The sequence below is a fragment of the Streptomyces sp. NPDC102270 genome (assembly GCF_044766405.1).
Classification (GTDB): domain Bacteria; phylum Actinomycetota; class Actinomycetes; order Streptomycetales; family Streptomycetaceae; genus Streptomyces.
In genome coordinates this window covers 26,243-52,630 of the sequence record NZ_JBIWLX010000032.1, presented here as the reverse complement: position 1 = coordinate 52,630, position 26,388 = coordinate 26,243, and the positions used below count along the sequence as shown (strand labels likewise).

The 26,388-nt window shown below is 69.5% G+C and carries 25 protein-coding genes and 1 pseudogene; 11 read left to right on the top strand and 15 right to left on the bottom strand.

Annotated features, from left to right (window positions below; genetic code table 11):
• Positions 1–137 precede the first annotated feature (137 nt).
• The gene (locus ACIRP7_RS42220; protein ID WP_403671266.1) at positions 138–683 is read left to right on the top strand and encodes a GNAT family N-acetyltransferase; all 546 of its coding nucleotides are present in this window, start codon (positions 138–140) and stop codon (positions 681–683) included.
• 77 nt (positions 684–760) lie between these two features.
• Positions 761–1,352: pseudogene (locus ACIRP7_RS42215) on the top strand (GNAT family N-acetyltransferase); the annotation flags it as partial.
• A gap of 3 nt (positions 1,353–1,355) precedes the next feature.
• Here ACIRP7_RS42215 and ACIRP7_RS42210 read toward each other — a convergent pair.
• The 8 genes from ACIRP7_RS42210 to ACIRP7_RS42175 form a co-directional block, all read right to left on the bottom strand.
• Positions 1,356–2,894, bottom strand: coding sequence for a type IV secretory system conjugative DNA transfer family protein (locus ACIRP7_RS42210; RefSeq protein WP_403671263.1), 1,539 nt, complete (start codon positions 2,892–2,894; stop codon positions 1,356–1,358).
• 14 nt (positions 2,895–2,908) lie between these two features.
• Positions 2,909–4,318, bottom strand: a complete 1,410-nt coding sequence (locus ACIRP7_RS42205; protein ID WP_403671260.1) for an ATP-binding protein — start codon at positions 4,316–4,318, stop codon at positions 2,909–2,911.
• A gap of 10 nt (positions 4,319–4,328) precedes the next feature.
• A complete protein-coding gene (locus tag ACIRP7_RS42200; RefSeq protein WP_403671257.1) occupies positions 4,329–5,888 on the bottom strand; it encodes an SCO6880 family protein in 1,560 nt (519 codons plus the stop codon).
• A complete protein-coding gene (locus ACIRP7_RS42195) occupies positions 5,885–7,216 on the bottom strand; it encodes a hypothetical protein (RefSeq protein ID WP_403671254.1) in 1,332 nt (443 codons plus the stop codon). Before ACIRP7_RS42195 ends, ACIRP7_RS42200 begins: the two co-directional genes overlap by 4 nt.
• Positions 7,206–8,039, bottom strand: a complete 834-nt coding sequence (locus ACIRP7_RS42190; RefSeq protein ID WP_403671252.1) for a hypothetical protein — start codon at positions 8,037–8,039, stop codon at positions 7,206–7,208. Before ACIRP7_RS42190 ends, ACIRP7_RS42195 begins: the two co-directional genes overlap by 11 nt.
• A 244-nt stretch (positions 8,040–8,283) precedes the next feature.
• Positions 8,284–8,592 (bottom strand): hypothetical protein, encoded by a 309-nt coding sequence (locus ACIRP7_RS42185; RefSeq protein ID WP_007383036.1) that lies wholly within the window; start codon positions 8,590–8,592, stop codon positions 8,284–8,286.
• A gap of 338 nt (positions 8,593–8,930) precedes the next feature.
• The gene (locus ACIRP7_RS42180) at positions 8,931–10,274 is read right to left on the bottom strand and encodes a peptidase S8 (RefSeq protein WP_403671249.1); all 1,344 of its coding nucleotides are present in this window, start codon (positions 10,272–10,274) and stop codon (positions 8,931–8,933) included.
• A 268-nt stretch (positions 10,275–10,542) separates the two neighbouring features.
• The gene (locus ACIRP7_RS42175; protein WP_403671246.1) at positions 10,543–11,157 is read right to left on the bottom strand and encodes a TetR/AcrR family transcriptional regulator; all 615 of its coding nucleotides are present in this window, start codon (positions 11,155–11,157) and stop codon (positions 10,543–10,545) included.
• A gap of 89 nt (positions 11,158–11,246) precedes the next feature.
• Here ACIRP7_RS42175 and ACIRP7_RS42170 point away from each other — a divergent pair, with 89 nt between their 5' ends.
• Positions 11,247–12,182 carry an oxidoreductase gene (locus ACIRP7_RS42170; protein ID WP_403671243.1) on the top strand — a complete coding sequence of 312 codons (936 nt, stop codon included), beginning with the start codon at positions 11,247–11,249 and terminating at the stop codon, positions 12,180–12,182.
• A gap of 349 nt (positions 12,183–12,531) precedes the next feature.
• On the opposite strand, the gene ACIRP7_RS42165 is transcribed toward ACIRP7_RS42170, so the two are convergent.
• Entirely contained in the window at positions 12,532–13,425 is an 894-nt protein-coding gene (locus ACIRP7_RS42165; protein ID WP_403671240.1) for an alpha/beta fold hydrolase, read from the bottom strand.
• Between the two features lie 128 nt (positions 13,426–13,553).
• Between ACIRP7_RS42165 and ACIRP7_RS42160 the strand changes: the two genes are divergently transcribed.
• From ACIRP7_RS42160 to ACIRP7_RS42150, 3 genes are all read left to right on the top strand, one after another.
• Complete coding sequence (locus ACIRP7_RS42160) at positions 13,554–14,264, top strand: trypsin-like peptidase domain-containing protein (RefSeq protein ID WP_403671237.1); 711 nt, start codon at positions 13,554–13,556, stop codon at positions 14,262–14,264.
• Positions 14,265–14,352: 88 nt separating this feature from the next.
• Positions 14,353–15,360: an NlpC/P60 family protein gene (locus tag ACIRP7_RS42155; RefSeq protein WP_403671234.1), complete on the top strand. Its 1,008-nt coding sequence runs from the start codon at positions 14,353–14,355 to the stop codon at positions 15,358–15,360.
• A 169-nt stretch (positions 15,361–15,529) separates the two neighbouring features.
• Entirely contained in the window at positions 15,530–16,228 is a 699-nt protein-coding gene (locus ACIRP7_RS42150; protein WP_403671231.1) for a phosphatase PAP2 family protein, read from the top strand.
• Positions 16,229–16,250: 22 nt separating this feature from the next.
• Here the strand turns inward: ACIRP7_RS42150 and ACIRP7_RS42145 are convergent, their stop codons facing one another.
• On the bottom strand, positions 16,251–17,792 hold the full coding sequence (locus ACIRP7_RS42145; RefSeq protein ID WP_403671228.1) for an FAD-binding oxidoreductase: 1,542 nt from the start codon (positions 17,790–17,792) through the stop codon (positions 16,251–16,253).
• A gap of 297 nt (positions 17,793–18,089) precedes the next feature.
• Between ACIRP7_RS42145 and pstS the strand changes: the two genes are divergently transcribed.
• The 4 genes from pstS to pstB all read left to right on the top strand — a co-directional run bounded on the left by pstS (position 18,090) and on the right by pstB (position 22,206).
• Positions 18,090–19,214, top strand: a complete 1,125-nt coding sequence (gene pstS, locus ACIRP7_RS42140) for a phosphate ABC transporter substrate-binding protein PstS (protein WP_403671225.1) — start codon at positions 18,090–18,092, stop codon at positions 19,212–19,214.
• 116 nt (positions 19,215–19,330) lie between these two features.
• Complete coding sequence (gene pstC / locus ACIRP7_RS42135; protein WP_403671223.1) at positions 19,331–20,335, top strand: phosphate ABC transporter permease subunit PstC; 1,005 nt, start codon at positions 19,331–19,333, stop codon at positions 20,333–20,335.
• Positions 20,332–21,393, top strand: a complete 1,062-nt coding sequence (gene pstA / locus ACIRP7_RS42130) for a phosphate ABC transporter permease PstA (RefSeq protein WP_403671221.1) — start codon at positions 20,332–20,334, stop codon at positions 21,391–21,393. Before pstC ends, pstA begins: the two co-directional genes overlap by 4 nt.
• 36 nt (positions 21,394–21,429) lie before the next feature.
• Positions 21,430–22,206, top strand: coding sequence for a phosphate ABC transporter ATP-binding protein PstB (gene pstB, locus ACIRP7_RS42125; protein ID WP_403671218.1), 777 nt, complete (start codon positions 21,430–21,432; stop codon positions 22,204–22,206).
• A gap of 112 nt (positions 22,207–22,318) precedes the next feature.
• Here pstB and ACIRP7_RS42120 read toward each other — a convergent pair whose 3' ends face one another.
• Together ACIRP7_RS42120 and ACIRP7_RS42115 are read right to left on the bottom strand one after the other, a co-directional pair.
• Complete coding sequence (locus tag ACIRP7_RS42120) at positions 22,319–23,317, bottom strand: anion permease (protein ID WP_403671216.1); 999 nt, start codon at positions 23,315–23,317, stop codon at positions 22,319–22,321.
• Between the two features lie 8 nt (positions 23,318–23,325).
• Positions 23,326–23,946, bottom strand: a complete 621-nt coding sequence (locus tag ACIRP7_RS42115) for a DUF47 domain-containing protein (RefSeq protein ID WP_007383023.1) — start codon at positions 23,944–23,946, stop codon at positions 23,326–23,328.
• Positions 23,947–24,145: 199 nt separating this feature from the next.
• Between ACIRP7_RS42115 and ACIRP7_RS42110 the strand changes: the two genes are divergently transcribed.
• Positions 24,146–24,484, top strand: coding sequence for a metal-sensitive transcriptional regulator (locus tag ACIRP7_RS42110; protein ID WP_352391662.1), 339 nt, complete (start codon positions 24,146–24,148; stop codon positions 24,482–24,484).
• Positions 24,485–24,520: 36 nt separating this feature from the next.
• Here the strand turns inward: ACIRP7_RS42110 and ACIRP7_RS42105 are convergent, their stop codons facing one another.
• The 3 genes from ACIRP7_RS42105 to ACIRP7_RS42095 form a co-directional block, all read right to left on the bottom strand.
• Complete coding sequence (locus ACIRP7_RS42105) at positions 24,521–24,697, bottom strand: hypothetical protein (protein WP_352391663.1); 177 nt, start codon at positions 24,695–24,697, stop codon at positions 24,521–24,523.
• A 97-nt stretch (positions 24,698–24,794) separates the two neighbouring features.
• On the bottom strand, positions 24,795–25,631 hold the full coding sequence (locus ACIRP7_RS42100; RefSeq protein ID WP_403671211.1) for a hypothetical protein: 837 nt from the start codon (positions 25,629–25,631) through the stop codon (positions 24,795–24,797).
• Positions 25,632–25,928: 297 nt separating this feature from the next.
• Positions 25,929–26,363 carry an NUDIX hydrolase gene (locus tag ACIRP7_RS42095; RefSeq protein WP_403671207.1) on the bottom strand — a complete coding sequence of 145 codons (435 nt, stop codon included), beginning with the start codon at positions 26,361–26,363 and terminating at the stop codon, positions 25,929–25,931.
• Positions 26,364–26,388: the final 25 nt, after the last annotated feature.

Sequence of the window (26,388 nt, the reverse complement as noted above, 5' to 3'; positions counted from 1 at the left end):
GCGCCGATGGTACTGCAGGGGGGACCCTGTGGGAGAGTAGGACACCGCCGAACAATTTTTGGGAAAACCCCCGTGCCATTCGGCACGGGGGTTTTTTCGTTTCACGCATTACCCGGCCGAGTACTACTGTGGCCCGTATGAGCTACGTGATCCGGTCCGTCCGCGCCCATGAGTGGCCCGCCGCGAAGGAGTTGCGGCTCGCGGCACTTCAGGATCCGGTCGCGCCCCTCGCCTTCCTGGAGACCTACGAAGCGGCCGTCGCACGGCCCGACTCCTACTGGCAGGAGCGGACGGCCAAGGGTGCCGAGGGGGCGGACGGGGCACAGACGGTCATCGCCGAGGCGCCGGACGGACAGTGGGTCGGGACGGCGACGGTGCTGATGGAAGAACCCGGGACCACGGACTGGGCCGGGTTTCCGGTCGAGCGGAAGCAGGGGCATCTCGTCGGGGTGTTCGTACGGCCCGAGGAGCGCGGGAGCGGACTCACGGATGTGCTGTTCGACGCCGCTGTGGAGTGGGCGTGGGCGCATGGCGCCGAGCGGGTGCGGCTGATCGTGCACGAGGACAACGGGCGGGCGCAGCGGTTCTATCGCAAGGCCGGTTTCGAGCCCACGGGTGTGGTCGTGCCGTTGGGGTCGGCTCCGGGGGAGTCGGAGCTGGAGTTCGCGCTGGAGCGCGTCTGAGTTCTGTGCCCCACATCCCGGTCCGTCAGGGATCATGAGGCGTGCGCTCGGACGACTGTCACCTCGACGACTGGCACCTCACCGCCCGCGGGGCGGCCGTGTACGACGCCGAAGGAGCCGTATTCGGTCTGCTGGAGGAGGCCGGCGAGGTCCAGCGCGCCTTCTACCGTCTGTCGCCCCACCGCGGGCTGGGCCTGACTCCGCTCCGTGGCAGCGGCGCACGGGGGCGGCGCCGCGGGAGCGCGTCCGGCTCTGTCTGTACCGTCTCGGCACGCTCGTATCGCCGGAGCCGTTCTGATGGGTATGTGCCGTGGCTTCGCCGCGGATGTGGGGGAAGCCGTCACCATCGACGCCGGCACCTGGGCCGGCACCCGCTTCTCCGACAAGAGCTACACGTTCTGGGAGACCCCGGACGGCACGCCCGTCTCCATGGCGGGCGCCAACCCGATGGTCGCGGGGCTCGTCCAGGTCGACCCCGTGTACACGCCGGTCCACCTGCGGGGTCGGGGATACGCGGGCGCGGTGACGGTCGAGGTGAGCCGGGCCGCGCTGGCGGCGGGCGCCGAGGACGTCGTGCTGTTCACGGACGCGGCCAACCCCACCAGCAACGCCCTCTACCGGCGGCTCGGATATGTGCCGGTCGTCGACTGGGTCGTGTACGACTTCTGAGCCCTACGCCGGGAACTCCGCGTCCGGCCACCGGGTGCGGGCCTGTTCGCGGGACCGGAGCAGGGCCAGGGTCGGTAGCCCCCGGTCCGCTCCGGCGGTCAGCAGCTCCGGGAGCTGGGGAAGCGGAGCCACGCCTGCGACATCGTCCAGGACGAGCGTCAGTGGTGGGTCGAGGCGACCGGAGGATGACCGTTCGGCCATGCGCCGGCCACGCTCGACCACGCTTGAGGTGAGGGCCGTCAGAAGAGGCATCGCGCCTGGGTTCGTCCTGGGGTCCTCGAGGGATTCACCCACCACATAAAGCGTGCCCCCTTCGTCGGCGAAGGAATCCAAGGCGAGGGCATCACTTCGGTTGGGAGTGCATGCCTCGCGGATGTTGACCGTGAGGAGCGCCGAGAGGGCTCGGCCGGCCAGCTCCTGCGCGATGTCACGGCGTTCGGGGTGCGCGGTGAGAGCGGCTTCGAGTTCGCCCGCGGAGCCCGGGGCCGCCTTGGGATGGGTGCGGAGGGTTCTCACCGCGTCCTGGACCTGGGTGCCCTGGCACCAGCGGTGGACGTGGCGGATGGTGCGTGCCTCTATGGCCGCCGCGTGGAGATAGCTGCGCAGGAGCGTTTCGGCCACGTCGGCCACGGCCTGGTCGATCTTCGCGGTGGGGCGGACCGGGGCGAGCAGCGCGGCGGCTCTCGCCTTCGCCGTCTCCTTGGTCTCGCAGCCCGTGGTGGGGGACCAGTGCAGGCGGGCCGGGGTGTCGCAGAGGTGGGTGGGGTCGTAGACGTGGACCGGGCCCAGTTTGGCTCGGGCGTCCTTGGTGTCCTGCCAGACGGCCGGGTTCGAGGTGACGACGAGGGCGGGGCCTTCGGCGTCCCTGATGGCCTGGGTCGCGGTGGGGTGCCGGGTCGCCGGTGGGCCGTAGTGCACCACGCCTTCGGTGCGAGGGGTTTCCCACCCGCTCACCGCTGCGCCGTGTGTCACCGGGTGCGGGCTTCGCTCGGGTGGCCGGCTCACCGTGACCGGCAAAGGCTGCTGCAACGGCTGTGTTTGCGGCTGCGGTTGCGGCTCTGGCGTCGGTCTCGGGATCGCCACCTCGTGAGCCGGTACCTCGTGGGCCGGGGTCTTGTCGGCCGGTTCCGGTTCCGGACGTCGTTCCCGTGCCGCCAGTTTCTCCGCTCGCGTCCTCGCGCGGACCGCTCTCCAGCGGGCCAGTGTCCCCATCACGAAGATCGTCAGGACGACCAGGACCAGCAGCTGGCCGATGAACAGGCCCCAGACCAGGCCGTAGCCGGAGAGTTGGCCCGCCGGGGTGTCGGGCCAGGCGCCGGGGATGTCCTGGGGGTGGCCGATGAGGTGGCGCATGGCCGGCGGGGTGCGGGTGAAGGTGACGCCGCTCGGCCAGTCGCCGTGGGCGAACAGACCCGCGAGGCCCGTCGCCGTCCAGACCAGCAGGGTCATGCCGAGGAGGAAGGCGAGTATGCCGACCAACAGCCCGTCAGGGACGCCTCCCTGGCCTCCCTGACCGCCCTGGTGGCGATCGTCCGGTCTCACCACTGCCCGCCCTCCTACGCCACCGTCGACTCGGAGTCGCCCATGTGCTGTTCCACGAAGGCCGCCGCCCGCTCCTCCGCCTCCAGCTCGGCGGCGCGCAGGGCCTCGTCGGCGAGATCGCTGGAGGACTCCGTCATCGCGCGGTCGGTGAAGACCAGGGGGCGTTCGGTCTCGGTGACCAGGTGTTTGACCACCTGGACATTGCCGTTGACGTCCCAGACGGCGATGCCGGGGGTGAGGGACGGGATGATCTCGACCGCCCAGCGGGGCAGGCCCAGGACGCGGCCCGTCGCTCGGGCCTCGTCGGCCTTCTGGGCGTAGATCGTCCGGGTCGAGGCCATCTTCAGGATCGCCGCGGCCTCCTTCGCCGCCGCTCCGTCCACCACGTCGGACAGGTGGTGGACCACCGCCACGAAGGACAGGCCGAGTCTGCGGCCGAACTTCAGCAGGCGCTGGAAGAGCTGGGCCACGAAGGGGCTGGCGATGATGTGCCAGGCCTCCTCGACCAGGAAGATGCGCTTCTTCCGGTCGGGGCGGATCCAGGTGTGTTCCAGCCAAACTCCGACGATCGCCATGAGGATGGGCATGGCGATGGAGTTGCGGTCGATGTGGGACAAATCGAAGACGATCAGCGGCGCGTCCAGGTCGATGCCGACCGTGGTCGGTCCGTCGAACATGCCCCGAAGGTCACCGTCGACCAGGCGGTCGATGACCAGGGCGACATCGAGACCCCACGCGCGGACGTCCTCTATGTCGACGTTCATCGCCTCGGCCGACTCGGGCTCGGGGTGCCGTAGCTGCTCCACGATGTCCGTGAGGATCGGCTGGCGTTCGACGATCGTCTCGTTGACGTAGGCGTGCGCGACCTTCAGCGCGAAGCCGGAACGCTCGTCGAGGCCGTGGCCCATCGCGACCTCGATGATGGTCCGCAGCAGGGCCAGCTGGCCGGTCGTGGTGATCGCGGGGTCCAGCGGGTTGAGGCGGATCCCCATGTCCAGGGCGGCCATCGGGTCCAGGCGGATGGGAGTTATCCCCAACTCCTGCGCGATGAGGTTCCATTCGCCGACGCCGTCCTCGCCCTGGGCGTCGAGGACCACGACCTGGCGGTCCCGGAAGCGCAGCTGGCGCAGCACATAGGTCTTCTCGAGGGCGGACTTGCCGTTTCCGGATTCGCCCAGGACCAGCCAGTGCGGTGCCGGGAGCTGCTGGCCGTAGAGCTGGAAGGGGTCGTAGATGTAGCCCTTGCCGGAGTACACCTCGCGGCCGATGATCACGCCCGAGTCGCCGAGGCCGGGCGCGGCGGTCGGGAGGTAGACCGCCTGCGCCTGGCCGGTGGAGGTGCGGACCGGCAGGCGGGTCGTCTCGACCTTTCCGAAGAGGAAGGAGGTGAAGGCGTCGCTGAGGACGGACAGCGGATCCCGCATGCTTGGTCCCCTACTTTCGAATGCCGGTGGCGAACGGAAGCGTGTTCACAAAGGCGCGATGGTGCTCGCGGTCGCACCACTCCAGTTTCAGATACGACTTTCCGGCCGAGGCCCGGATGGTCCGCTTGTCGCGGGCCAGGGCCTCGGGGTTGCGGGAGGACACGGTGATGTAGCCGACCAGGTTGACGCCGGCCGCGCCGCTCGCGAGGTCCTCGCCGCGTTGGTCCAGGCGGTTGTGGGAGGCGACGTCGCGAGGGTCGACGGTGCGGTTCATCTTGGCGGCGCGGGAGGCCTCGGCCTCGTCGTTGGTCTTTTCGGTCAACATGCGTTCGATGGCTACCTCGGTGGGCTCGAGATCCATCGTCACGGCGACCGTTCGGATGACGTCCGGGGTGTGGACGAGCAGGGGTGCCAGGAAGTTGACGCCGACGGGCGTCATCGGCCATTCCTTCACCCAGGCCGTGGCGTGGCACCAGGGCGCGCGGGTGCTGGACTCCCTCGTCTTCGCCTGGAGGTACGTCGGCTCCATGGCGTCGAGCTCGGCCGGCCAGGCGTTGCGCTTGGTCATCGCCTGGATGTGGTCGATGGGGTGGTCCGGGTCGTACATGGAGTGGATCAGGGAGGCGAGCCGGCCCTGGCCGAGCGGCTGGCGTACCCGGATGTCGGCCTCCTGGAGGCGCGAGCAGATGTCGGTCAGCTCGCGGGCCATGACGACCGCGAGGCCGGCGTCCTTGTCCAGCTTGCGGCCGGACTGGGGGCGGGCCGCGCGGGCCATCGCGTGGGCCTCGGCGGCCAGTTCACGCGTGTAGTGCATGCAGGCGACGAGGTACGCGCGGTGCTGCTCGCTGCTGGTCGACACCATCGACTGGAGCTGGTCGTACGACGTCTGCAGCCACGGCAGCGCCCTGTCGTCCCCGCGCATGGCGACGTCCTTGGCGTGGGCGTCCGGGTCGGCGGGGAGGGTGCGGGCGAGCATCTGGAGGCGGGTGACGAAGCCGTCGCCGTTGGCCACATGCTTGAGGAGGGTGCCGAAGCGGTCGACGAGGGCTTCCTGGTCCTCGGAGTCGCGCAGGCCGACACCGGGGCCCTCGATCTCGATGGCGGCGGTGACGGTACGGCGGTCCGCGTGGAGCAGTACGGCGATCTCGTCGGGCCCGAACGGGGCGGCGAGCCAGTTGATCCGGCCGATGCCGGGGGGCGGGCCGACCTCGACCTCGCGGCCGTCGACGTGGGTGCCGGCCTCCATCACGGAGGAGCGGTAGGTGGTGCCCTGGCGCAGGGTGCGCTTGTAACTGCGGTTGATCTCGAACCACTTGTAGAAGGTGCGGCGCTTGTAGGGCACGTAGACCGCGGCCAGCGCGAGCAGGGGGAAGCCCATCAGCAGGACGATGCGCAGGGACAGGACGGGGACGAGGAGCCCGCACATCATGCCGAGGAACGCGCCCACGATGATGAGCGCGATCTCGCCCGACTCACGGTTGCGGCCGACGATCGCGTTCGGCCGGGCGCGGCCGATCAGATATGTACGGCGGGGCGTGACCGTATGCGACACGTGGGACTCGGTCGTCAACGCCCGTCACCTCCTGTGCTGTTGCTGCCTGTGTTGCGGTTGCCGGCGTGCGGGGTGTTCACCGCGTTGCCCGCGCGGGGAGCGGGAGCGGCGGAGGGGACAGATCCGCCGCCTCCGTTCGGGGTGCGCGAGCTGTGGGCGGCGACTCCGCCGGACGCCGGGTTGCTCGGGCGGGCTCCCGAGCCTCCGGAGGCCTGACCGTTGTTGTCGGCCCGGGAGCTGTGGGTCTTGATGCCCTGGGCGACCAGGGTGGCCGGGGAGCTGATGACCGCGGCGGCCTTGCCCTCGGCGTTCTGCATGATGCGGTTGTTGCGGGAGCCGGCGATCTCGTCGCCGAAGCCGGGGACGAAACGGTAGATCATCGCACTGGCGAAGATGGCGAGCAGGATGATGGCGAGGCCGGAGACGACGGCGGAGAAGGCGTCGGGGCCGTCGTCGGAGGAGAGCGCGCCGGCGAGGCCGAGGACGATGACGATCACCGGTTTGACCAGGATGACGGCGATCATGATGCCGGCCCAGCGGCGGACGTGGCCCCAGAGGTTCTTGTCGACGAGGCCGGCGTAGACGACGGTGCCGAGGAGGGCGCCGACGTAGAGGAGCGCGGCGCGGATGACGAGCTCCAGCCAGAGGACTCCGGCGGCGAGGATGCTGACGAGGGAGACGACGATCAGCATGATGGGGCCGCCGCCGATGTCGTTGCCCTTCTCCAGGGCGCCGGAGAAGGTGCCGAAGAACGTGTCGGTCTGGTCGCCGGTGGCCTTCGCGAGGACCTCTGAGACGCCGTCCGTGGCGGAGACGACGGTGTAGAGGATGAGGGGGGTGAAGGCGGACGCGAGCACGGTCAGCCACAGGAACCCGATCGCCTCGCTGATGGCGGTGGTGAGGGGGACGCCTCGTACCGCGCGCTTGGCGACTGCGAGCAGCCACAGGAGGAGGGTGAGGATGGTCGACGCGGCGAAGACGACGGCGTACTGCTGGAGGAACTTCTGGTTGGTGAAGTCGACGTTCGCGGTCTCCTTCACGGCCTCGCTGAGCTTGCCGATGGTCCAGGCGGCGGCTTTGGCACAGCTTTTGGCGAGGGAGGACATGGGGTCGAGGGTGGAGGTGGGGTCCAGGGAGGGGGATCCGCCGGAGGATCCGCCCGAGGAGTCACCTTCGCAGATCTGCTTGGCCTGGCCCGACAGGAGGCTGCAGTTGTCGGCCGACTCGGTGGGGGTCGGCGTTGGCGTAGGTGCCGCTGCGGCGCGGGCGGCGAGCAGCACAACGGCGGTCTGTACGGTGACGACTGCGGCGGCGGCCTTGAGTACGAGGCGCTGGCTACCGGGCATAAGTGAACCCTCCGTACTCCTCGACGGCCTTGGCCATGTCGTCGGCGCTGGACGCCTTGTCGTCTCCGGGGACGGGGGCGGGGCCGTTCTTCTGGGAGAAGCTGTCGACCTTCCAGTCGCTGTCGGCCCAGCGCATGTGGAGGGTCATGGTGAACCAGTCGCTTGTCACCGGGTCGGTCGAATCGGCGCCGGCTGTGCCGTACAAGCCGGTGCACCAGACCTCGACGGCTGCTGAGGTGGCCGATGCGCTCGTGACCTTGGTCCCGATCGGGACGGTGCGGGAGACGTAGGTGTGACCTGCGGCCGCGTCGCCGTTCTGGTCGAGGCCGAGCTTGCTCAGGAAGTCCCCGGAGTAGGCCTTGTTGAACTTGGCGGTCAGGGTGGCCTGCTTGTCGGTCACGAAGACCCGCTGGACGATCTCGGTTCGCTGGGCCGGCTTCAGGATGTCGGCGGAGACCAGTACCGTCGCGTAGTTCGCCGCAGCGCTCTGTGCGCCCTGGGCGTCGTGGGCGTAGCCGGTGGGGATGGTGCCTGGGGTGGACTGCACCGGCTTGGTGCCGGTGGGGGCCGTGGTGGTGGCGTTCGGCTGGCCGCCCGTGCCCTGCGCCGAGGATGAGGAATCGTCGCCTCCGCGGTTCGCGAAGGCGATCGCGGCGATCAGGAGGACGACGACGCCGACCACGGTGACCAGGCTTCTGGAGGACGAGCGGCCGGAGCGGCGGGCGCCGCCGTACACGTCCGTGGTGCCGCCCGGCAGGTGTGTGCGGGTCTGGCCGGTGCCGCCGTAACCGCCGGAGTCCTCCTGGTCGTCTCCGAGACTCATGCCGCTTACGCCCCCTCGACGTGGTGCGGAACAGCGCGGGAAAACGCGTAGGAGTACGACGGTAGCCGGGCTGGTTCCCGCGCGGGCGCGGTGTGGTGACTCGGCATCAGAGTCATAGGAGTCATCGAGGAGATCGGAGACATCGGGGGAACGCAACCTCAGCCGGTGGGCACTGCGGACGGGTGGGGTAGGGGGTACCGGGCGCGCCCGGCCGGGCCGGAGGTGCGTCGACCGGACGCGGCGGCTATACGGCCATGCCGTACACGATGGTGAAGAGCGTGCCCAGGGAGCCGATGATGAAGACTCCCGTCAGTCCCGCGATGATGAGGCCCTTGCCCTGTTCCGCGCTGAACGTGTCCCGCAGGGCGGTGGCGCCGATGCGCTGTTTGGCGGCGCCCCAGATGGCGATGCCGAGGCAGAGCAGGATGGCGACCGCCATGACGACCTGGATCATCGTCTTCGCCTCGGTCCCCAGTGCCCCGAAGGGGCCCCAGTCCGGAGCGATCCCGCCGATGATGGTGTTGATGTCTCCCTTGTCGGCCGCAAAGAGCATGTAAGTCACCGCCCCTGGTGGGTAGTTCCGTCTCCCCTGCGTGTGCGCAGAGGTCAGGCCTCATTGTCGCCGACAATTCTGCCGTCGTATGTCGACTTGGCGTCATTGGTTGGCGGGTTTCGTACGAATGACTGTCTGGTCACTCTGTGTATCACGGCAGGTAACGCCGGGCAATGAGGCCTGAGCGGAACCTGGCCCATGGTTCCGTCGTTGACCCCTCTTACGACCTGCGGCGCTTCTGGCACCGATGTTCTGCGGGTGAAGGCTAACCCGGAAGGCCGCCGGCATGACGGACGGGCCGCGGTAGGGGAGCCCGCGGCCCGTCCGTTGACGGAGAGTCAGCTGGTGAAGGCGCTTACTCCCTTCGGGGTGCCCCACCCGGTCGGACCGTCGTAGCCCGAGCCTGCGGTGCAGAAGTAGCTCGTCGAGCAGGAGCCGTTGTTGCCGGAGGTCACGTCGTTGAGGGAGGACGTGTGCTTGTAGGGGTACTGGGCCGGGTAGTCGCTGCTGCCCGGGGTGCCCGCGAGCGCGTACACCGACGCGATGATCGGGGACGAGGCGCTGGTGCCGCCGTAGGTGTTCCAGCCGGTGCCGTCGGAGCCGTAGGAGTCGTAGACGGAGACGCCGGTGGCGGGGTCGGCGACGGCGGAGATGTCGGCGATCATGCGCTTGGTGCAGCCGGTGTCGGTCTGCCAGGAGGGCTTCGCGTCGTAGGACGAGCAGCCTGAACCCGTGCCCTCGGTGGAGCTGGTGTTCCAGACGCTCTCGGTCCAGCCACGGCTGGTGGAGGAGGTCTTGAGGGCGGTGCCGCCGACCGACGTCACGTACTTGGAGGCGGCGGGGTATTCGGCGCCGTAGCCCTCGTCGCCCGCGGAGACGGTGATGGCGACGCCGGGGTGGTTGAAGTACGAGGAGTCGTAGGAGGTGTCCGAGGAGGACTCGGAGCCGCCGTAGGAGTTGGAGACGAACTTGGCGCCCAGGGTGACGGCCTCGTTCACCGCCTTGCCCAGGTTGGCCATGCTCGACGAACTCGCCTCGACCAGCAGGATCTTGGCGTTCGGGGCGATGGCGGAGACCATGTCGAGGTCGAGGGAGATCTCGCCCGCCCAGCCGCTGTCGGCGGTGGGCAGGGAGGTCGTCGAGCCGGTCTGGGAGACCTTCTTGAAGCAGCCGTTGGCCGTGGTGCAGGCCGACAGGCCGTAGTACGAGCGGTAAGTCGCCAGGTCGGCCGCGGCGTTGGGGTCGTCGTAGGCGTCGACGATGGCGACGGTCTGGCCCGAGCCGTTGTTCGCGGCCGCGGAGGTCAGACCGTACGCGGACTGGAGGTCGCTCGGGCCGTAGCCGGTCGGGCTCGCGGAGGAGGCGTTCGGCTTGAGCGTCTTGGCGGTGACGCCCTTCAGCGCGGCCTGCTTCTCCATGAAGGCGGTGGTGCCGCCGGTGACGCGCAGGGCGTTGCAGGCGGCGTAGCCCTTCTTGGGGGTGGCGCCGCACGTGCTCTCGTACTGCACGTGGGCCTTGGCGACGGCGGTGGCGACGGCTTTGGCGCTCACGTGGTCGGGGGTGGCGGCGGTCGCGTGGACGGCGGTGCCGAGTCCGGCGAGGACGAGGGCGGAAGTGGCCACGGCGGTGGAGCCGGCCCGGCGCCATCTGCCGGACATGTGGGGGGAACGGGAAGTACGCAACGTACAGCCTCCTGGGAGTGGTTGCAGAGGCCTGCGGTGGGGGACCACCGGTGAGGTTCCCGGTGGGGGCGGCGACCCGCGAAGACCATCCCTTTGTTGAGTACGTGACAACAAGACAGGCGGTGGAATCCTGACTTCCGCCTTACCGAAGGGCGTTGGGCGATTGCTGATCAATGGCCGGCGGATGGGCGGGGGATGGTCACGGCTTGACCATCTACACGCGTCGCACACAACTCCCGGGTGCCTGACGGTACTTGGAGGATCCGGATCAGCGGGGCTTGAGGCCGTACATCAGGTGGTGGACCAGTTCGGGCACGGTCTGCATCGCGGCCTCGGTGGTGAACATGCCGGTGGCGGCGAAGGACGCGAGGCCGTGGAGGGCGGTGCCCACGACGACGGTGAGCAGCTCGGGGTCGCCGTCGACGATCTCGCCGCGCTGCTGGGCGGCGGCGACGGCCCGCGCCAGGGCGCCCACCGTGCGGTCGATCCCGGCGGCCATCTGTTCGGCGGCGTCGGGCTCGTGCTTGCGGGCGTACATCAGCTCCAGGAGTGCGGCGTTGTCGATGGCGAAGCCCAGGTACGTCCGGGCCAGGACGGTGAGGCGGTCCTGGAGGCGGAGGCCCGGTTCGTCGGCGGCTTCGAGGGCCTCGGCCATGCGGTCGTAGCCGACCAGCGCGAGGGCGTTGAGCAGGGCCTGCTTGTCCTTGAAGTGCCGGCCGGGGGCGGCGTGGCTGACGCCGAGGTCGCGGGCGAGTTCCCGCAGGGAGAGGGAGGCGCTGCCCTTGTCGCGGAGGGTGTGTTCGGCGGCGGCGAGGAGGGCGGAGCGCAGGTCTCCGTGGTGGTAGGGGCGGGTCTCGGGCTTCTCGGCTGGCATGGGGGCCATCGTATCCGGATGTAGGCGATGCCAGCATTGTTGGCAGCGGCATCATTGTTGTCATTGACAGCATTGTTGGCGGCGTCTACATTCAGCGCATGGCTACGGACAAGCAGCAGAAGTGGAACGCGACCCGCATCCCCGACCAGACCGGCCGTACGGCGGTGGTCACGGGGGCGAACAGCGGGATCGGACTCCGGGCCGCGCAGGCCCTGGCCGAGGCGGGCGCGCACGTCGTGTTCGCCGTTCGGGACCCGGAGCGGGGTGAGGCGGCCGCGAGGACGGTGAACGGCAGCACGGAGGTCCGGCGGCTGGATCTGGCGGACCTGTCGTCGGTGCGGGAGTTCGCGGCGGGGTGGGACCGTCCGCTGGACCTGCTGATCAACAACGCGGGCGTGATGATGGTCCCGCAGCAGCGGACGGCGGACGGCTTCGAGATGCAGTTCGGCACGAACCATCTGGGCCACTTCGCGTTGACGAACCTGCTGTTGCCGCACGTCACCGACCGGGTCGTGACGGTGTCCTCGGGTGCGCACCGCTGGGGCGACCAGCGGATCGACTTCGACGACCTGAACAGGACGTCGGCCTATGACCCCAGGGGCGTGTACGGCCAGTCGAAGCTCGCGAACCTGCTGTTCGTGCTGGAACTCCAGCGCCGGCTGACGGAGTCGGGCTCCGGGGTCCGCGCCCTGGCGGCCCACCCCGGCTACTCGGCCACCAACCTCCAGAGCCACGCGGCCAGTGCGGCGGCCCGGGCGTTCATGAAGCTCGGCAACAGGTTCCTGGCGCAGGACGACCGCGCGGGCGCACTGCCCACGCTGTACGCGGCGACGCAGGAGCTGCCGGGGGCGAGTTACGTCGGTCCGGACGGGCTCGGTGAGATGAGGGGTGCGCCGACCCTGGTGGGCCGGAGCGCGGCGGCGAGCGACCCTGCCGTCGCCCGGCGCCTGTGGACGGTGTCGGAGGAGCTGACGGGGACGCGTTTTCCCCAGGGGGTGCAGACGCCCCAGGGTGCGCAGACGCGGGCCACCTGACCGCGCGCAGGCGCCCGTGACTCAGCCGGCGCTCGCCCAGAACGCGCGCAGTGCGTTGGTGAGGGTCTCCGGGGCCTCCTTGGTTATGTGTGCCCCGAGTGGGTCGGACCGCTCTCCAGAGGGGTGTGGGGAGGTGGGGCTGAGCCGTTCGCCCGGTGTTCCCGCCGGCGTCAGGGCTACTCGGTCGCGGGCAGGTGTCCGGTGCTCGCCCAGAACCCGCGCAGTGCGTCGGTGAGGGTCTCCGGGGCCTCCTCGGCCATGTGTGGCCCCGAGTCGGTCGGACCGCTCTCCAGAGGGTGTGGGGAGGTGGGGCTGAGCCGTTCGCCCGGTGTCCCCGCCGGCGTCAGGGCTACTCGGTCGCGGGCGGGTGTCCGGTGCTCGCCCAGAACCCGCGCAGTGCGTCGGTGAGGGTCTCCGGGGCCTCCTCGGCCATGTGGTGCCCGGAGTCGATCGGACCGCCCTCCAGGTGGGAGCCCGCCCAGTCGCGCCAGACGGCCAGGACGTCGCCGTACAGGTCGGTCATGTCGTCCCGCGTGGCCCACAGGACCTGGAGCGGGCGGTCGATGCGCCGGCCGGCCCGCTGGTCGGCGTCGTCGTGCTCGCGGTCGATGCCGAGGCCGGCCCGGTAGTCCTCGCACATGGCGTGCACGGTGGCCGGATCGTGGATCGCGTGACGGTAGTCCTCGTACGCCTCGGCACCCATCTGTTCGGGCTTCGCCGTGTACCAGGCGTCGGGGTCGGCGTTGATGACGCGTTCGGCGGGCTTGTCCGTCTGGCCGAGGAAGAACCAGTGCCACCAGCTCGCGGCGAAGCCGGCGTCGCAGCGGCGCAGGGCCTCCCCGATGGGGACCGCGTCCAGCACGCTGACGGCGGACACCGCCCCGGGGTGGTCCAGGGCGAGGCGGGTCGCCACGTACGCGCCGCGGTCGTGCCCGACGACCGCGAACCGCTCGTGTCCCAGCCGGCGCATGACCGCGAGGCAGTCGCCGGCCATCGCCCGTTTGGAGTACGGGCGGTGTTCCGGGTCGGTCGCGGGCTTGTCGGAGCGGCCGTAGCCGCGCAGGTCGGGGCAGACCACGGTGTGGCCCGCCGCGGCCAGCAGCGGTGCGACACGGTGCCAGGTGGCATGCGTACGGGGATGCCCGTGCAGGAGCAGCACGGCGGGGCCGCTGCCGCCGTGCCGCACGCGCAGCCGGACGCCGTCGTCGCCCTCGCACCGCGTCAGTTCGAATCCGTCGAACATGCCGGCCTCCCGGACTCCCTCGTCGAGGCTCGGCTGCCCGCGGGACGCGGGATCCACACCATCGCCCGGCGCTGTCGCGAAACCTCCGCTTGATGCGCTTCTCACCTTCGTGCGGAATGCTTTCATCCGTGAAGCGCACGCCACGTCTCGCTCTCCACGCCGCCGCTGTCCTGCTCACCGTCACCTCCGCCTCCGAGGCGGCCGCCGACGACGGGGCGGGGCCCTTCGGGATGACGACGGTCGCCGCGGCGAACGCGCCGACCGCCCGCGTGGGACCCCTGTTCAACGGCAGCCGGCACCACTGCACCGCCTCCGTCGTCCGCAGCCCGCACCGGAACCTCCTCGTCACCGCCGCGCACTGTCTCGACGGCGACGACGACCTCGTGTTCGTGCCCGGATACCGGGACGGCGAGGCGCCGTACGGCAGATGGAGGGTGCTGACGCGGTATCTGCCCGAGGGGTGGTCCGAGGGGCAGGACGAGGACAGCGACCTCGCCTTCGCCACGGTGGAGGGGGAGGTCCAGGACGTCGTCGGCGGGAACGGTGTCGCGACCGGCACCGCCACCGGGGCCACCGCCGTCACGGTCATCGGGTACCCCTCCTCCCGTGACCTGCCGATCAGCTGCACCAACAAGCCGACCGTGCACAGCCGCACGCAGCAGCGAATAGCGTGCCCCGACTTCACAGGGGGCACCAGCGGCAGTCCCTGGGTGAACGGGGACGGGCGGGTCGTGGGGGTGGTGGGCGGGCACGAGCAGGGCGGGGCCACGCCCGACGTGTCGTACAGCGTGATGCTGGGGGCCGAGGCCGCCGCGCTCCACCGTGACGCCGTGCGCTGATCTTTGCGCCGACCCGGCCGAGTACCCCGGCTTCCTTCGGGGAAGCTCCTAGACTGACGCGGGCGGACTCCCGGTCGTTGAGGGGCGGTTGACGGTGCGTAAGGCGTGGCTCGTTGCGGGCGCCGTTCTCGGGGCGGGGCTCAGCTTCGTGATGCTGCTCGTCGTGGGGGTCTACGTCGTCGCCGGCAACCTTGCGGGCGGGGTCGGCGGAGCCACCAGGACGCTGGCCAAGGGGGCTGTTCCGGCCGCCTATCAGCCGCTCGTGCAGAAGTGGGGCAACCTCTGCCCCGCCATCAACCCGGCCCTGCTCGCCGCCCAGCTCTACCAGGAGAGCGGGTTCAACCCGAGGGCCCAGAGCGCCGCGGCCGCGCAGGGAATAGCGCAGTTCATTCCGGGGACCTGGGCCACGCACGGGGTCGACGGCGACGGCGACGGCGACAAGGACGTCTGGGACCCCAACGACGCGATTCCCTCGGCGGCTTCCTACGACTGCTCGCTCGCGTCCTACGTGAAGAACGTCCCGGGGAACATCACCGAGAACATGCTCGCCTCCTACAACGCGGGCGCCTACGCGGTCATCAAGTACGGGGGCGTGCCGCCGTACGCGGAAACCCAGAACTACGTGAAGACCATCACGACCCTGGAGGAGAGCTTCGCGGCGCCCACGACCCGCGTCGATCCCTCCAGGCAGGCCGCCGGTGCCATCTACTACGCGCAGAAGAAGCTCGGGACGCCCTATCTGTGGGGCGGGACCGGTACCGCCGAGCAGGGCGGGCGCTTCGACTGTTCGGGGCTGACGCAGGCCTCGTACGCGAGTGTGGGCGTCACGCTGCCGCGGGTCGCGAACGACCAGTACAACGCGGGCCCGCATCCGGCCAGAAGTGAACTGTTGCCGGGGGACCTGGTGTTCTTCTCCAAGGACCTCAGCAATTCGCGCGCCATCCACCATGTGGGGATTTATGTGGGCGGCGGATACATGATCGACGCACCGAGAACAGGTGCTGTGATCCGGTTCGACCCGATCGACACTTCTGAGTACTTCGGCGCCACCCGGGTCACCGAAGATGGCGCGAAAGCGTTGCCGACGACGGTGTGACCGAGCGTGAAACTCACCCCCTGAGCTGCGGCGATGTGTCTCTCTTCGATAACGTCTGCGTGATCATTCAGTGGAGTGTGGAACGTATTAACGGGAGCCGTGCGTTCCTGGGGACGTAGCCGAGCGCACATGGGTACGCCGGGAAAGACGACGAAGGGGCCGCAGCACCATGGCTGTTCTCGCCGAATCCGGGTCGAACCCCGACGTCGACCTGCTCTACGACATCAACGGCCTGGCCAAGGACGCCCCGCACTGGTTCGACCGGGTCATGGAGTACGTCGGGGAGTACGGCATCCTGCTGGGGATGGTGCTGCTCGTCCTGTGGTGCTGGTGGTCGGGCCGCCGGCGCGGGGGTGAGGACGCCGCCTCCTCGGTGGCCGCGCTGCTGTGGGCGCCGCTCGCCGCCGCGCTGGCCGTGCTGGTGAACGTGCCCATAAGGGGGTTCGTCGAGCGGCCCCGGCCGTTCCGGACCCATGAGGGGCTCGAGGTCCTGGTGGCCGGGAAGACCGACTACTCCTTCGTGAGCGACCACGCGACGATCACCATGGCGATGGCGGTCGGACTGTTCGTGGCCAACCGGAAGTTCGGGCTCGTCGGGATCGTGCTGGCGCTGCTCGAAGGGTTCTGCCGGGTGTACATGGGGGTGCACTACCCGACGGACGTCATCGGCGGGTTCGCGCTCGGGACCGCGGTGGCTCTGTTGCTGTCGCCGCTCGCGATGGCCCTTCTCACGCCCTTGATGAGGGCCGTCGAGAGGTCGTCGAAGGGGGCGTGGATCGTTCGCGCGCGAGACGGCGGGCGGGGAGCGTCGGTGATTTCCGGGGCCCGGCAGGAGACTCCGGCCTCCCAGCGGGACCTCGCCGCGTAGCCGGCGAAAGCTGCAACTACCGCTACAGCGACTGCGGGTACGTGAAGAAGCCCTGCGGGTCGTACTGCTTCTTCACCTTGGCGAGCTTGGTCGCCGCGTCACCGTAATACGCCTTGCGCCAGTCCTTCAGCGTCGGGTCCGTGTAGTTCTGGTAGGCCGCTCCCGAGGCGTACGGCTTCATCGCGTCGTGGGCGCCCGCCAGCCAGGACTGGGCCGTCGTGCCCGTCGTGCCCGACCTCCAGGACGCTATGTACTGGGCCAGCATGCGGGAGCGGCGGTGGACGAAGGCCGTGGCGGTGGGGGAGACGCGGTTGACCGCTCCGCCGAGGGCGGTCAGGGCGATGCTGCCCGAGCCGCCCCGGGCCGCGGCGATCTGCCTGAGCAGGGTCTGGATGCCGGCCGCCGGGATCGAGCGGTCGAAGAAGTCCGAGCGGGCCGCGTAGGTCTCACGGCCGAGGGCGCCGTGCGGGTCGCGGTTCGGGGTGGAGCCGGGCAGGTGGCACTTGGCGTCCGTGGAGAAGGACGAGCAGCCCGCGTACGCCTCCATCGCGCTCTCGTAGGAGTGCCGCCGCAGTGAGACGCTGCGGGCCGGTGAGCCGACCCGGTCGGCCAGGCGGTCGAGGGCGTTCTGGAGCTCGCCGTAGGTGCCCATGGAGAACGCCGCGACCGCCACGGACGGCGAGCCGCCGTTCTCCAGGTGGCAGGAGGACCAGATCTCGTCGGGCTGGCCGGGACCCCACTCCTGCCAGGCCCGCACCACGGCGGCCGCCTTCGACCACGGCCAGGTCGCGTACGCGGTCACGCCCTGCGGGGCCGGGTGGGTCCTGAAGTGCAGTTCGGTCACCACGCCGAAGTTGCCGTTGCCCGCGCCGCGCAGGGCCCAGAAGAGGTCCTTGTTGGTGGACGCGTCGGCGGTCAGTTCCTTGCCGTCGGCTGTGATCAGCGTCGCCCGGGTGAGGCTGTCGCAGGTCAGGCCGTAGGCCCGGGAGGCCACGCCGTGGCCGCCGCCCAGCACCAGGCCGGAGACGCCGACGGTCGGGCAGGAGCCCCCGGGGATGGTCACGCCTTTCGCGGTGAGGGCCCGGTAGATGTCGATCAGCTTGGCGCCGGCGCCGACCACGGCGGTGCCGCCGGAGGCGCGGACGCGCTTCAGCTTCGAGACATCGACGATCAGCCGGTTGTTTCCCGAGGACCAGCCGGCGTAGGAGTGGCCGCCGTTGCGGATCGCCACCCGGACGCCGTGGGCGCGGGCGTAGGCGAGCGTGGTGCGGATGTCGTCGGCGTGCGCCACGTAAGCCACCGCCGCGGGCTTCAGCGAGTCGAAGCGGGTGTTGTAGAGCTGCCGGGCGGTCGCCCAGTTCGCGTCGCCAGGGCGGACCAGGGTGCCGTCGAGGTCGTGGCCGAGGGCGGTCCAGTTCGCGGCGGCCGCGGCGGGCGTACGGGAGGAGAGGGACTGGCCGAAGGTGCTGGGTGCGGTGCCGGCGCTCTTGCCGCCGTCGCAGGCGGCCGTGCCGATCGCGGCGATCGCGGCCGCGCCGCCCCCGATGAACGTACGCCGTTCCATGTGTCCGTGCCTTTCGTCGGCCGCGTGGGCTTCCCTGGGACGAGACGGGACTGTGGGGGTGAGGGTTCCCTGGTGGGTTCCGGAATCACACTGTGCCCTCGACGTAAGCGTTCCGTGACCTCACCGCACCTTCTGCAGGGGTTCACCCCCCGTTCACTTCCGGCCATGAACGCCTTCACCTGATCTGCCTAATTTCGGCCTTACGCGATGTGTGTTGCGCCGTGAAAGCGCATCCGCATCTCTCAGACTTCGCGCACGCCGCCGGATTCAGGACGGCGGCTCCTGGAAGGAACTCAAGTGAAGCTTCAGCGCAAGAACCGGCGGGCCCTCGCCTTCGGTGCTCTCGCCGTCTCCGGCGCCCTGGCCCTCACGGCGTGCGGCTCGGACAACACCAGCAGTGGCGGCAGCGGCAACGCGTCCGCCACCGCGGCCGCGGGCAACATCAAGTGCGACGGCGCCAAGGGCCAGCTGCTGGCCGACGGCTCCTCCGCGCAGAAGAACGCGATCGACGCCTGGGTCAAGCAGTTCACCCAGGCCTGTGGTGTGCAGATCAACTACAAGGGCTCCGGCTCCGGCGCCGGCATCACCGCCTTCACCAACGGCCAGGTCGCCTTCGCCGGTTCCGACTCGGCGCTGAAGCCGGAAGAGGTCACCGCCTCCAAGAAGGTCTGCTCCGGCGGGCAGGCCATCGACCTCCCGATGGTCGGCGGCCCGATCGCGATCGGCTACAACGTCCCGGGCGTGGACAAGCTCACGCTGGACGCCCCGACGCTCGCGAAGATCTTCAACAACAAGATCTCCAAGTGGAACGACCAGGCGATCGCGAAGCTGAACCCCGGCGCCAAGCTTCCCGACCTCAAGATCCAGGCGTTCCACCGCTCCGAGGACTCCGGTACCACGGACAACTTCACCAAGTACCTGATCGCCACCGCCAAGAGCGACTGGCCCTACTCGGGCGGCAAGGCCTGGCAGGCCGAGGGCGGCCAGTCGGCGTCCGGCTCCTCCGGCATCGCCCAGCAGGTGAAGCAGACCTCCGGCGCGATCGGCTACATGGAACTGTCGTACGCCAAGGACGGCATCAACCCGGTCAGCATCGACACGGGCGCCTCCGCCCCGGTCGAGGCGAGCGTGGACAACGCCACCAAGGCCATCGCCGACGCCAAGGTCGTCGGTACCGGCTCCGACCTGGCGCTTCAGCTGAACTACGCCACCAAGGCAGAGGGCGCCTACCCGATTACCCTGGTGACGTACGAGATCGCCTGTGACAAGGGCAACAAGGCCGACACCCTGGCCGCCACCAAGGCGTTCCTGCGCTACATCGCCTCCGAGGACGGCCAGAAGGTTCTCGCGGACAACGACTACGCGCCGATCCCCGACGACATCATCGCCAAGGTCCGCACCACCATCGAGGGCCTGAGCTGACCTGAGCGTGTGGTCGGACCGGGGCCCGCTTCGGCGGCCCCGGTCCGACCACACCGTCCGGTGCACCGCCGCCAGGAGCCGCACATAACACGCGGCTCAGCAGACCGGAGAACCCGATGGACACCACACAGATAACCGACGCACCCCCTCCCACCCCCCAGCAGACCGAGGCCGAGCAGAAGCGCGCGGCCCGCGGCGCCACCCGACCCGGTGACCGGATCTTCCTCGGTCTCTCCCGCGGGTCGGGCATCCTGCTGCTGGCGATCATGGCCGCGATCGCCGTCTTCCTCACCTACCGCGCCTCGATCGCGATCAGCAAGGACGACGCGAACTTCCTCACCACCTTCGAGTGGAACACCGGTCTGATCCCGCCGAAGTTCGGCATCGCCGTCCTCGCCTTCGGCACGGTCGTCTCCTCGATCATCGCCATGGTCATCGCGGTCCCGATCGCGGTCGCCATCGCCCTGTTCCTCACCCACTACGCCCCCCGCAGGCTGAGCGGTCCGATCGCCTACGTGATCGACCTGCTCGCCGCCGTGCCGTCGATCGTCTACGGCCTCTGGGGCGCCCTGATCCTCGTCCCGCACATGAACGGCCTCTACGGCTGGCTCGACGACTACCTCGGCTGGACCGGCATCTTCGACTGGCAGGGCGGGGCGCCCCGCTCGATGCTCACCGTCGGCATCCTGCTCGCGATCATGATCCTGCCGATCATCACCAACGTGAGCCGCGAGGTCTTCCGCCAGGCCCCGCAGATGATCGAGGAGGCGGCCCTCGCCCTCGGCGCCACCCGCTGGGAGGTCATCCGCATGGCGGTGATCCCCTTCGGCCGCTCCGGCGTGATCTCCGCCTCGATGCTCGGTCTCGGCCGTGCGCTCGGCGAGACGATGGCCGTGGCCACCGTGCTCTCCCCGACCTTCACCATCCAGGCCAGTCTGCTCGATCCGGGCGGCGGCACCTTCGCCCAGAACATCGCCAGCAAGTTCAGTGAGGCCAGCGACCTCGGCCGGGACGCGCTCATCGCCTCCGGTCTGGTGCTGTTCGTCATCACCCTGCTGGTCAACGGCGCGGCCCGCATGATCATCGCCCGCCGCAAGGAGTACTCGGGGGCCAACGCATGAGCAACGCCGTCATCGCCGACAAGCCCCGCAGCACCCTGCGCGGCGCCCGCCTTCCCAAGTGGAGCCCGTACGCCATCGGCGCCGGCTCCGTCGCCCTCGGGCTCGGCATCAGCGCGGCCGCCGGTCTGCACAGCAGCATCCAGTGGGCCCTGATGGCCGCGGTCCTGTTCGTCCTCGGCACGTACGTCATCGCGTCCCGCGTCGAGGGGCGCCGGCAGGCCAAGGACCGGGTCGCGACCGCGCTGGTCTGGGTCGCCTTCCTGATCGCCCTGGTCCCGCTGATCTCCCTGGTCTGGACGACCGTCGTGCGCGGCGTGAAGGTCCTCGACGTCTACTTCCTGACCCACTCGATGGGCCTGGTCTCCGACACCGAGCCGGGCGGCGGCATCTACCACGCCATCCTCGGCAGCCTGGAGCAGGTCGGCCTCGCCACGCTGATCGCTGCGCCGGTCGGTGTGCTCACCGCGATCTACCTCGTCGAGTACGGGCGGGGCAACCTCGCCAAGGCCGTCACGTTCTTCGTCGACGTGATGACCGGTATCCCCTCGATCGTCGCGGGCCTGTTCATCCTGTCGATCATGCTGATGTTCGACATGCAGCCCTTCGGCTTCGCCGGCTCGCTCGCGCTGGCCATCCTGATGATGCCGGTCGTGGTCCGCTCCACGGAGGAGATGCTCAAGCTCGTCCCGAACGAGCTGCGCGAGGCGTCCCTGGCGCTCGGTGTCCCGAAGTGGCGCACCATCCTGAAGGTGGTCCTGCCGACCTCGATCGGCGGCATCACGACCGGCATCATGCTGGCGGTCGCCCGTATCGCGGGCGAGACCGCGCCGGTGCTGCTGCTGGTGTGGGGCAACTCGCTCATCAACACCAACCCCTTCGAGGGCGCGCAGCAGTCGTTGCCGCTGTTCATCTACCAGCAGTACGCGAACAGCGCGGGTTCCGGTGCGGCGTACGACCGTGCGTGGGCGGCGGCGCTGACGCTGATCGCCTTCGTGATGATCCTCAACCTGGTGGCTCGCGGCATCGCCCGCTGGAAGGCCCCGAAGACCGGTCGCTGACGCGACCACAGCGACTGATCTGGAAGTGAAGTAGTCATGGCGAAGCGAATCGACGTAAGCGGGCTCACCGCCTACTACGGCTCCCACAAGGCGATCGAGGACATCTCGATGACGGTCGAGCCGCGCTCGGTGACGGCCTTCATCGGCCCCTCCGGCTGCGGCAAGTCGACCTTCCTGCGCACGCTCAACCGGATGCACGAGGTCACCTCGGGCGGCCGGGTCGAGGGCAAGGTGCTCCTCGACGACGAGGACCTGTACGGCCACGGCATCGACCCCGTGTCCGTCCGCCGCGAGGTGGGCATGGTCTTCCAGCGCCCCAACCCGTTCCCCACCATGTCGATCTTCGACAACGTGGCGGCGGGCCTGCGCCTGAACGGCTCGTACAAGAAGAGCGAGCTGGCGGACGTCGTCGAGAAGTCCCTCAAGGGCGCGAACCTCTGGAACGAGGTCAAGGACCGCCTGAACAAGCCCGGTTCGGGTCTCTCCGGCGGTCAGCAGCAGCGTCTGTGCATCGCCCGCGCGATCGCGGTGGAGCCCAAGGTCCTGCTCATGGACGAGCCCTGCTCGGCCCTGGACCCGATCTCCACCCTCGCCATCGAGGACCTCATCGGTGAGCTGAAGGAGCGCTTCACGATCGTCATCGTGACGCACAACATGCAGCAGGCGGCGCGTGTTTCGGACCGTACGGCCTTCTTCAACCTGGCCGCGGTCGGTCAGCCCGGCAAGCTGATCGAGATCGACGAGACCGAGCGGATCTTCTCCAACCCGTCGGTCCAGGCCACGGAGGACTACATCTCCGGCCGCTTCGGCTGAGCCGGAGCCGCCGTACCAAGACCCCTCGCGGTGCTGCATGGCGGTGCCACCGCGAGGACACAGAGGGCCCGCCCCCGGATTCCGGGGGCGGGCCCGATCACGTGCACGGCTCCTACAGGAATGCCAGATGCACGATGCCGTAGGCGCAGGCGGCCACGATCGCCGCGGCCGGCATGGTGATGAACCAGCCGAGGACGATGTTCTTGGCGACGCCCCAGCGGACCGCGTTGACCCGCTTGGTGGCACCGACACCCATGATCGCCGAGGTGATGACGTGGGTCGTCGACACCGGCGCCTTGAACAGGTACGCGGTGGTGAACATGATCGCCGCACCGGTCGTCTCCGCCGCGAAGCCCTGCGGCGGATCGAGTTCGATGATCTTCCGGCCCAGTGTGCGCATGATGCGCCAGCCGCCCGCGTAGGTGCCCAGCGACAGCATCAGAGCGCAGGCGATCTTCACCCAAACCGGGATCGGGTCGCCGTACGTCTCGTGACCGGAGATCACCAGGGCCATCACCACGACACCCATGGTCTTCTGGGCGTCCTGGAGACCGTGCCCGAGGGCCATACCGGCCGCGGACACGGTCTGCGCGATGCGGAAACCACGCTTCGCCTTGTGCGGGTTGGCCCGCCGGAACATCCACAGGATCGCCGTCATCACCAGGTAACCGGCGACCAGACCGACGACCGGCGAGAGGAACATCGGGATGACGACCTTGTCGAGCACACCGTTCCAGAGCACCTCGGTGCCGCCCGCGAGCGCGGCCCCCACCATCCCCCCGAACAGCGCGTGCGAGGACGAGGAGGGCAGGCCGAAGTACCAGGTGACCAGGTTCCACACGATCGCGCCGACCAGGGCCGAGAAGAGGATGGCCATCCCCTGCGAGCCCTGCGGCGTCTCGATCAGGCCCTCACTGACGGTCTTGGCGACCCCGGAGCCGAGAAAGGCTCCTGCCAGGTTCATGACCGCTGCCATGGCGAGCGCGGCCCGCGGAGTCAGGGCTCGCGTGGACACCGAGGTCGCGATCGCGTTCGCCGAGTCGTGGAAGCCGTTGGTGTACGTGAAGAAGAGCGCGACCAGGATGGTCACGATCAGAGCGAAGGTGTCCATGGAAGAGGTCAGGACTCCTTGACGGCGATGGTCTCCACCGTGTTCGCCACGTGCTCGAACGCGTCCGCGGCCTCTTCGAGGACGTCCACGATCTGCTTGAGCTTGAGGACCTCGATGGCCTCGTACTTGCCGTTGAACAGCATGGCGAGCAGCTTGCGGTGGATCTGGTCGGCCTGATTCTCCAGCCGGTTGACCTCGATCCAGTACTCGGTGAGGTTGTCCATGGTCCGCAGGTGCGGCATGGCCTCGGCCGTGAGCTCGGCGGCCCGCGCGAGCACCTCGATCTGCTGCTCCACGCCCTTGGGGAGTTCCTCGACGTTGTAGAGGACGACCAGGTCGACGGCCTCCTCCATGAAGTCCATGATGTCGTCGAGGGAGGACGCCAGGTTGTAGATGTCCTCGCGGTCGAACGGCGTGATGAACGAGGAGTTCAACTGGTGGAAGATCGCGTGGGTGGCGTCGTCACCGGCGTGTTCCGCGGCCCGCATACGCTCTGCGATCTCGGCCCGGCCGGCGGTGTCCGCGCCGAGCAGTTCCATCAGGAGCTTCGAGCCCGTGACGATGTTGTCCGCGGAGGCGGCGAACATGTCGTAGAAGCTCGTCTCCCTGGGGGTCAGACGAAAGCGCACAAGGGGTCCTCGGGGTGCATCGGTTTCGGTCAGGGTGATGCTAAGTGCATCATCCGGCCACGGCTAATGGGCCGTCCCCCAGTGTCGCCCATCGGGCACAGTGGTTGGCACGGGGGCCGTCCGCAGGCCCTATACCCGGGAAACTTCGGTACGATATACCCAGGAGGGGTATAGGAATGCCCCTGGTTGTGAGGACGCGATGACGACGACCGACACCGGCGCCACGGCGCCCTCCGAGGCAGTGGCCGAAAACGTCACGCACGGCTACCACAAGCAGAAGGACGAGCACCTCAAGCGCCTGCGCCGGATCGAGGGCCAGATCCGCGGCTTGCAGCGGATGGTCGACGAGGACGTCTACTGCATCGACATACTCACGCAGGTGTCCGCCTCGACCAAGGCCCTGCAGTCCTTCGCCCTGCAGCTCCTGGAGGAACACCTGCGGCACTGCGTCGCGGACGCTGCCGTCAAGGGCGGCGCGGAGATCGACGCGAAGGTCGAGGAGGCGACGAAGGCGATCGGCCGTCTGCTGCGGACGTGACCGGCCTTCCCCTACGACGGGACGGGCGCCCCCGGCTCACTTGCCGGGGGCGCTCGCGCGTTCTTCGGCCACTTTCAGCACCTCGTCGATGCTCTCCGGGCTGAGCCGGTCGTCCGCGGCCGAGGCCGCGATGATCAGCTCTCCGCACAGCTCGATCTCGGCGAGGGCCACGTGGTCCTGAACCGCCGTACCGCCGACCGGAGCCACGCGCATCACCTCTTCTCTGCCGTACCGACTTCCTAGAGTAGGGAGCGGCCTACACACCGCGCATGGCACGGACGGGCTAGTCCTTGAGGCCCGTCACGGCCGCTCACTCCTCGGCGATCCTGCCGGCGTAGATGTCCCGGGCGGCCGGCAGACGTACGTCCGTGGCGGTCCCGAAGTCGTACAGCAGGGTCGTCGAGGCGACCGCCACGGTGCCGTGCCGCTGTCCGTTGACGAAGCTGAAGCGGTGCCGGACCTTGCGGATACGGCCCTGGTCGTCGAGGTAGACGTCGAAGGGCACCGCTGCCGTGGCGAACCCTTTCGCCGCCGCCGCCAGGACGTCCTTGTCGGCGCTCGGGGCGCCCTTGGCCGCGGCCACGAGGTCCGCGGTGCCCCGGTAGTGCCGCACCTCGGTCCCCGCGAGCTCGGACTCGCCCAGGTACGTCGCTGTCCTGGTACCGCGCAGAATCTCGGCGGCCACCAGCGGATCGGTGGCACCGCCGGTGACGAGGTTGCCGTCGGTCAGGGTCGCGGTGTCGACCCGCACCCACTTGTCGGCGGGCACACCCGCGCCCCGGTTCTTCATGAACAGGGCGCCCGGAGCGAGGAGTTCGGTGATCGGCCGGTGCTCGCTGGTGCCGGCCGGGTCCTGCGGCAGCATCACCTTCAGCCGGCCGAGGCGCTCACGGTAGTCGTACACACCCTCGCCGCGGATGGTGACCAGGGTGCCGCCGGTGGCCATCTCCATGGACGTACGGGCCTTGGAACTGCCCGCGTCCACCAGGGTGTCGGCGGCCCGGCGCAGGGTGCCGACCGGGTCGGCCGCCCGCGCGTCGTCCAACGCGGCGCCGCTTCCCGCACAACTCGTGGCACAGGCGCAGACCATGAGTACCGCCGCGACGACGACCGACCCGCCGGCCCGCCTCTGCTGCCGCTTCGCCATCGCCGCCTACCCCCAGCCGATACGTCCGTCAAGGACCCGTGTCGTTTCGCATAACGACGGCCGGGTAGGGCCCGTCACGCGTACACCGGCCCTTTACCGGAGGTGGGTAACGTTGTCGGCGTGGCGCAGCAGGACAGGATCCCCCCACCTCCCTCCGACCGACCGGCCCACCACACGCAGATGGTCGAACAAGGCCGTTTCTGCCTGGCCCGGTGCACCTGCGGCTGGCGCGGACCGGCGCGCAGAGCCCGCAGCCAGGCCAGGGCGGACGCGGAGGGACACACGGAGGGCTGAGGCCTACGTGTCGTGGCCGATCACGCGCACCAGGAGCTCGTCGACCAGGGCCCGGTCCTTGGGCTGGGTCAGCCGGTTCCTGGCGGCCGTCGGGGAGAGCCACAGCACGCGGTCGACCTCGTCGTTCGGGGTGAAGGCGCCGGTGACGGCCTCGGCCGCCCAGTAACGGACCACCTTGGCGCGGCCGCCCGCGTAGTACTTCGCGGTGGAGAGCGGGGCGCCGGGCACGGCCCGGTGACCCGTCTCCTCCTCGACCTCGCGCAGCGCACCGGCGAGGGCGTCCTCGCCGCGCTTCACCTTGCCCTTGGGGTGCGACCAGTCGTCGTATTTCGGCCTGTGGACCAGGCAGACCTCGAGCTCGCCGTCGACCGGGGAGCGGCGCCACAGGACGCAGCCGGCCGCCTGGACGGGGGTCTGCGGGGTGTCGGTGTCGGTCACGGGAGTCGCCGCCTTCCTGTCGCCG

What these genes read in the sequence shown, in the direction of transcription:
- pstB (WP_403671218.1), top strand. Translation starts at nt 21,430, where the DNA reads ATGGCGAAGCGAATCGACGTAAGCGGGCTCACCGCCTACTACGGCTCC.
- ACIRP7_RS42120 (WP_403671216.1), bottom strand. Translation starts at nt 23,317, where the DNA reads ATGGACACCTTCGCTCTGATCGTGACCATCCTGGTCGCGCTCTTCTTC.
- ACIRP7_RS42170 (WP_403671243.1), top strand. Translation starts at nt 11,247, where the DNA reads ATGGCTACGGACAAGCAGCAGAAGTGGAACGCGACCCGCATCCCCGAC.
- ACIRP7_RS42100 (WP_403671211.1), bottom strand. Translation starts at nt 25,631, where the DNA reads ATGGCGAAGCGGCAGCAGAGGCGGGCCGGCGGGTCGGTCGTCGTCGCG.
- ACIRP7_RS42195 (WP_403671254.1), bottom strand. Translation starts at nt 7,216, where the DNA reads ATGCCCGGTAGCCAGCGCCTCGTACTCAAGGCCGCCGCCGCAGTCGTC.
- ACIRP7_RS42145 (WP_403671228.1), bottom strand. Translation starts at nt 17,792, where the DNA reads ATGGAACGGCGTACGTTCATCGGGGGCGGCGCGGCCGCGATCGCCGCG.
- ACIRP7_RS42150 (WP_403671231.1), top strand. Translation starts at nt 15,530, where the DNA reads ATGGCTGTTCTCGCCGAATCCGGGTCGAACCCCGACGTCGACCTGCTC.
- ACIRP7_RS42190 (WP_403671252.1), bottom strand. Translation starts at nt 8,039, where the DNA reads ATGAGTCTCGGAGACGACCAGGAGGACTCCGGCGGTTACGGCGGCACC.
- ACIRP7_RS42205 (WP_403671260.1), bottom strand. Translation starts at nt 4,318, where the DNA reads ATGCGGGATCCGCTGTCCGTCCTCAGCGACGCCTTCACCTCCTTCCTC.
- ACIRP7_RS42175 (WP_403671246.1), bottom strand. Translation starts at nt 11,157, where the DNA reads ATGGCCCCCATGCCAGCCGAGAAGCCCGAGACCCGCCCCTACCACCAC.
- ACIRP7_RS42110 (WP_352391662.1), top strand. Translation starts at nt 24,146, where the DNA reads ATGACGACGACCGACACCGGCGCCACGGCGCCCTCCGAGGCAGTGGCC.
- ACIRP7_RS42185 (WP_007383036.1), bottom strand. Translation starts at nt 8,592, where the DNA reads ATGCTCTTTGCGGCCGACAAGGGAGACATCAACACCATCATCGGCGGG.
- pstA (WP_403671221.1), top strand. Translation starts at nt 20,332, where the DNA reads ATGAGCAACGCCGTCATCGCCGACAAGCCCCGCAGCACCCTGCGCGGC.
- ACIRP7_RS42220 (WP_403671266.1), top strand. Translation starts at nt 138, where the DNA reads ATGAGCTACGTGATCCGGTCCGTCCGCGCCCATGAGTGGCCCGCCGCG.
- ACIRP7_RS42105 (WP_352391663.1), bottom strand. Translation starts at nt 24,697, where the DNA reads ATGCGCGTGGCTCCGGTCGGCGGTACGGCGGTTCAGGACCACGTGGCC.
- pstC (WP_403671223.1), top strand. Translation starts at nt 19,331, where the DNA reads ATGGACACCACACAGATAACCGACGCACCCCCTCCCACCCCCCAGCAG.
- ACIRP7_RS42165 (WP_403671240.1), bottom strand. Translation starts at nt 13,425, where the DNA reads ATGTTCGACGGATTCGAACTGACGCGGTGCGAGGGCGACGACGGCGTC.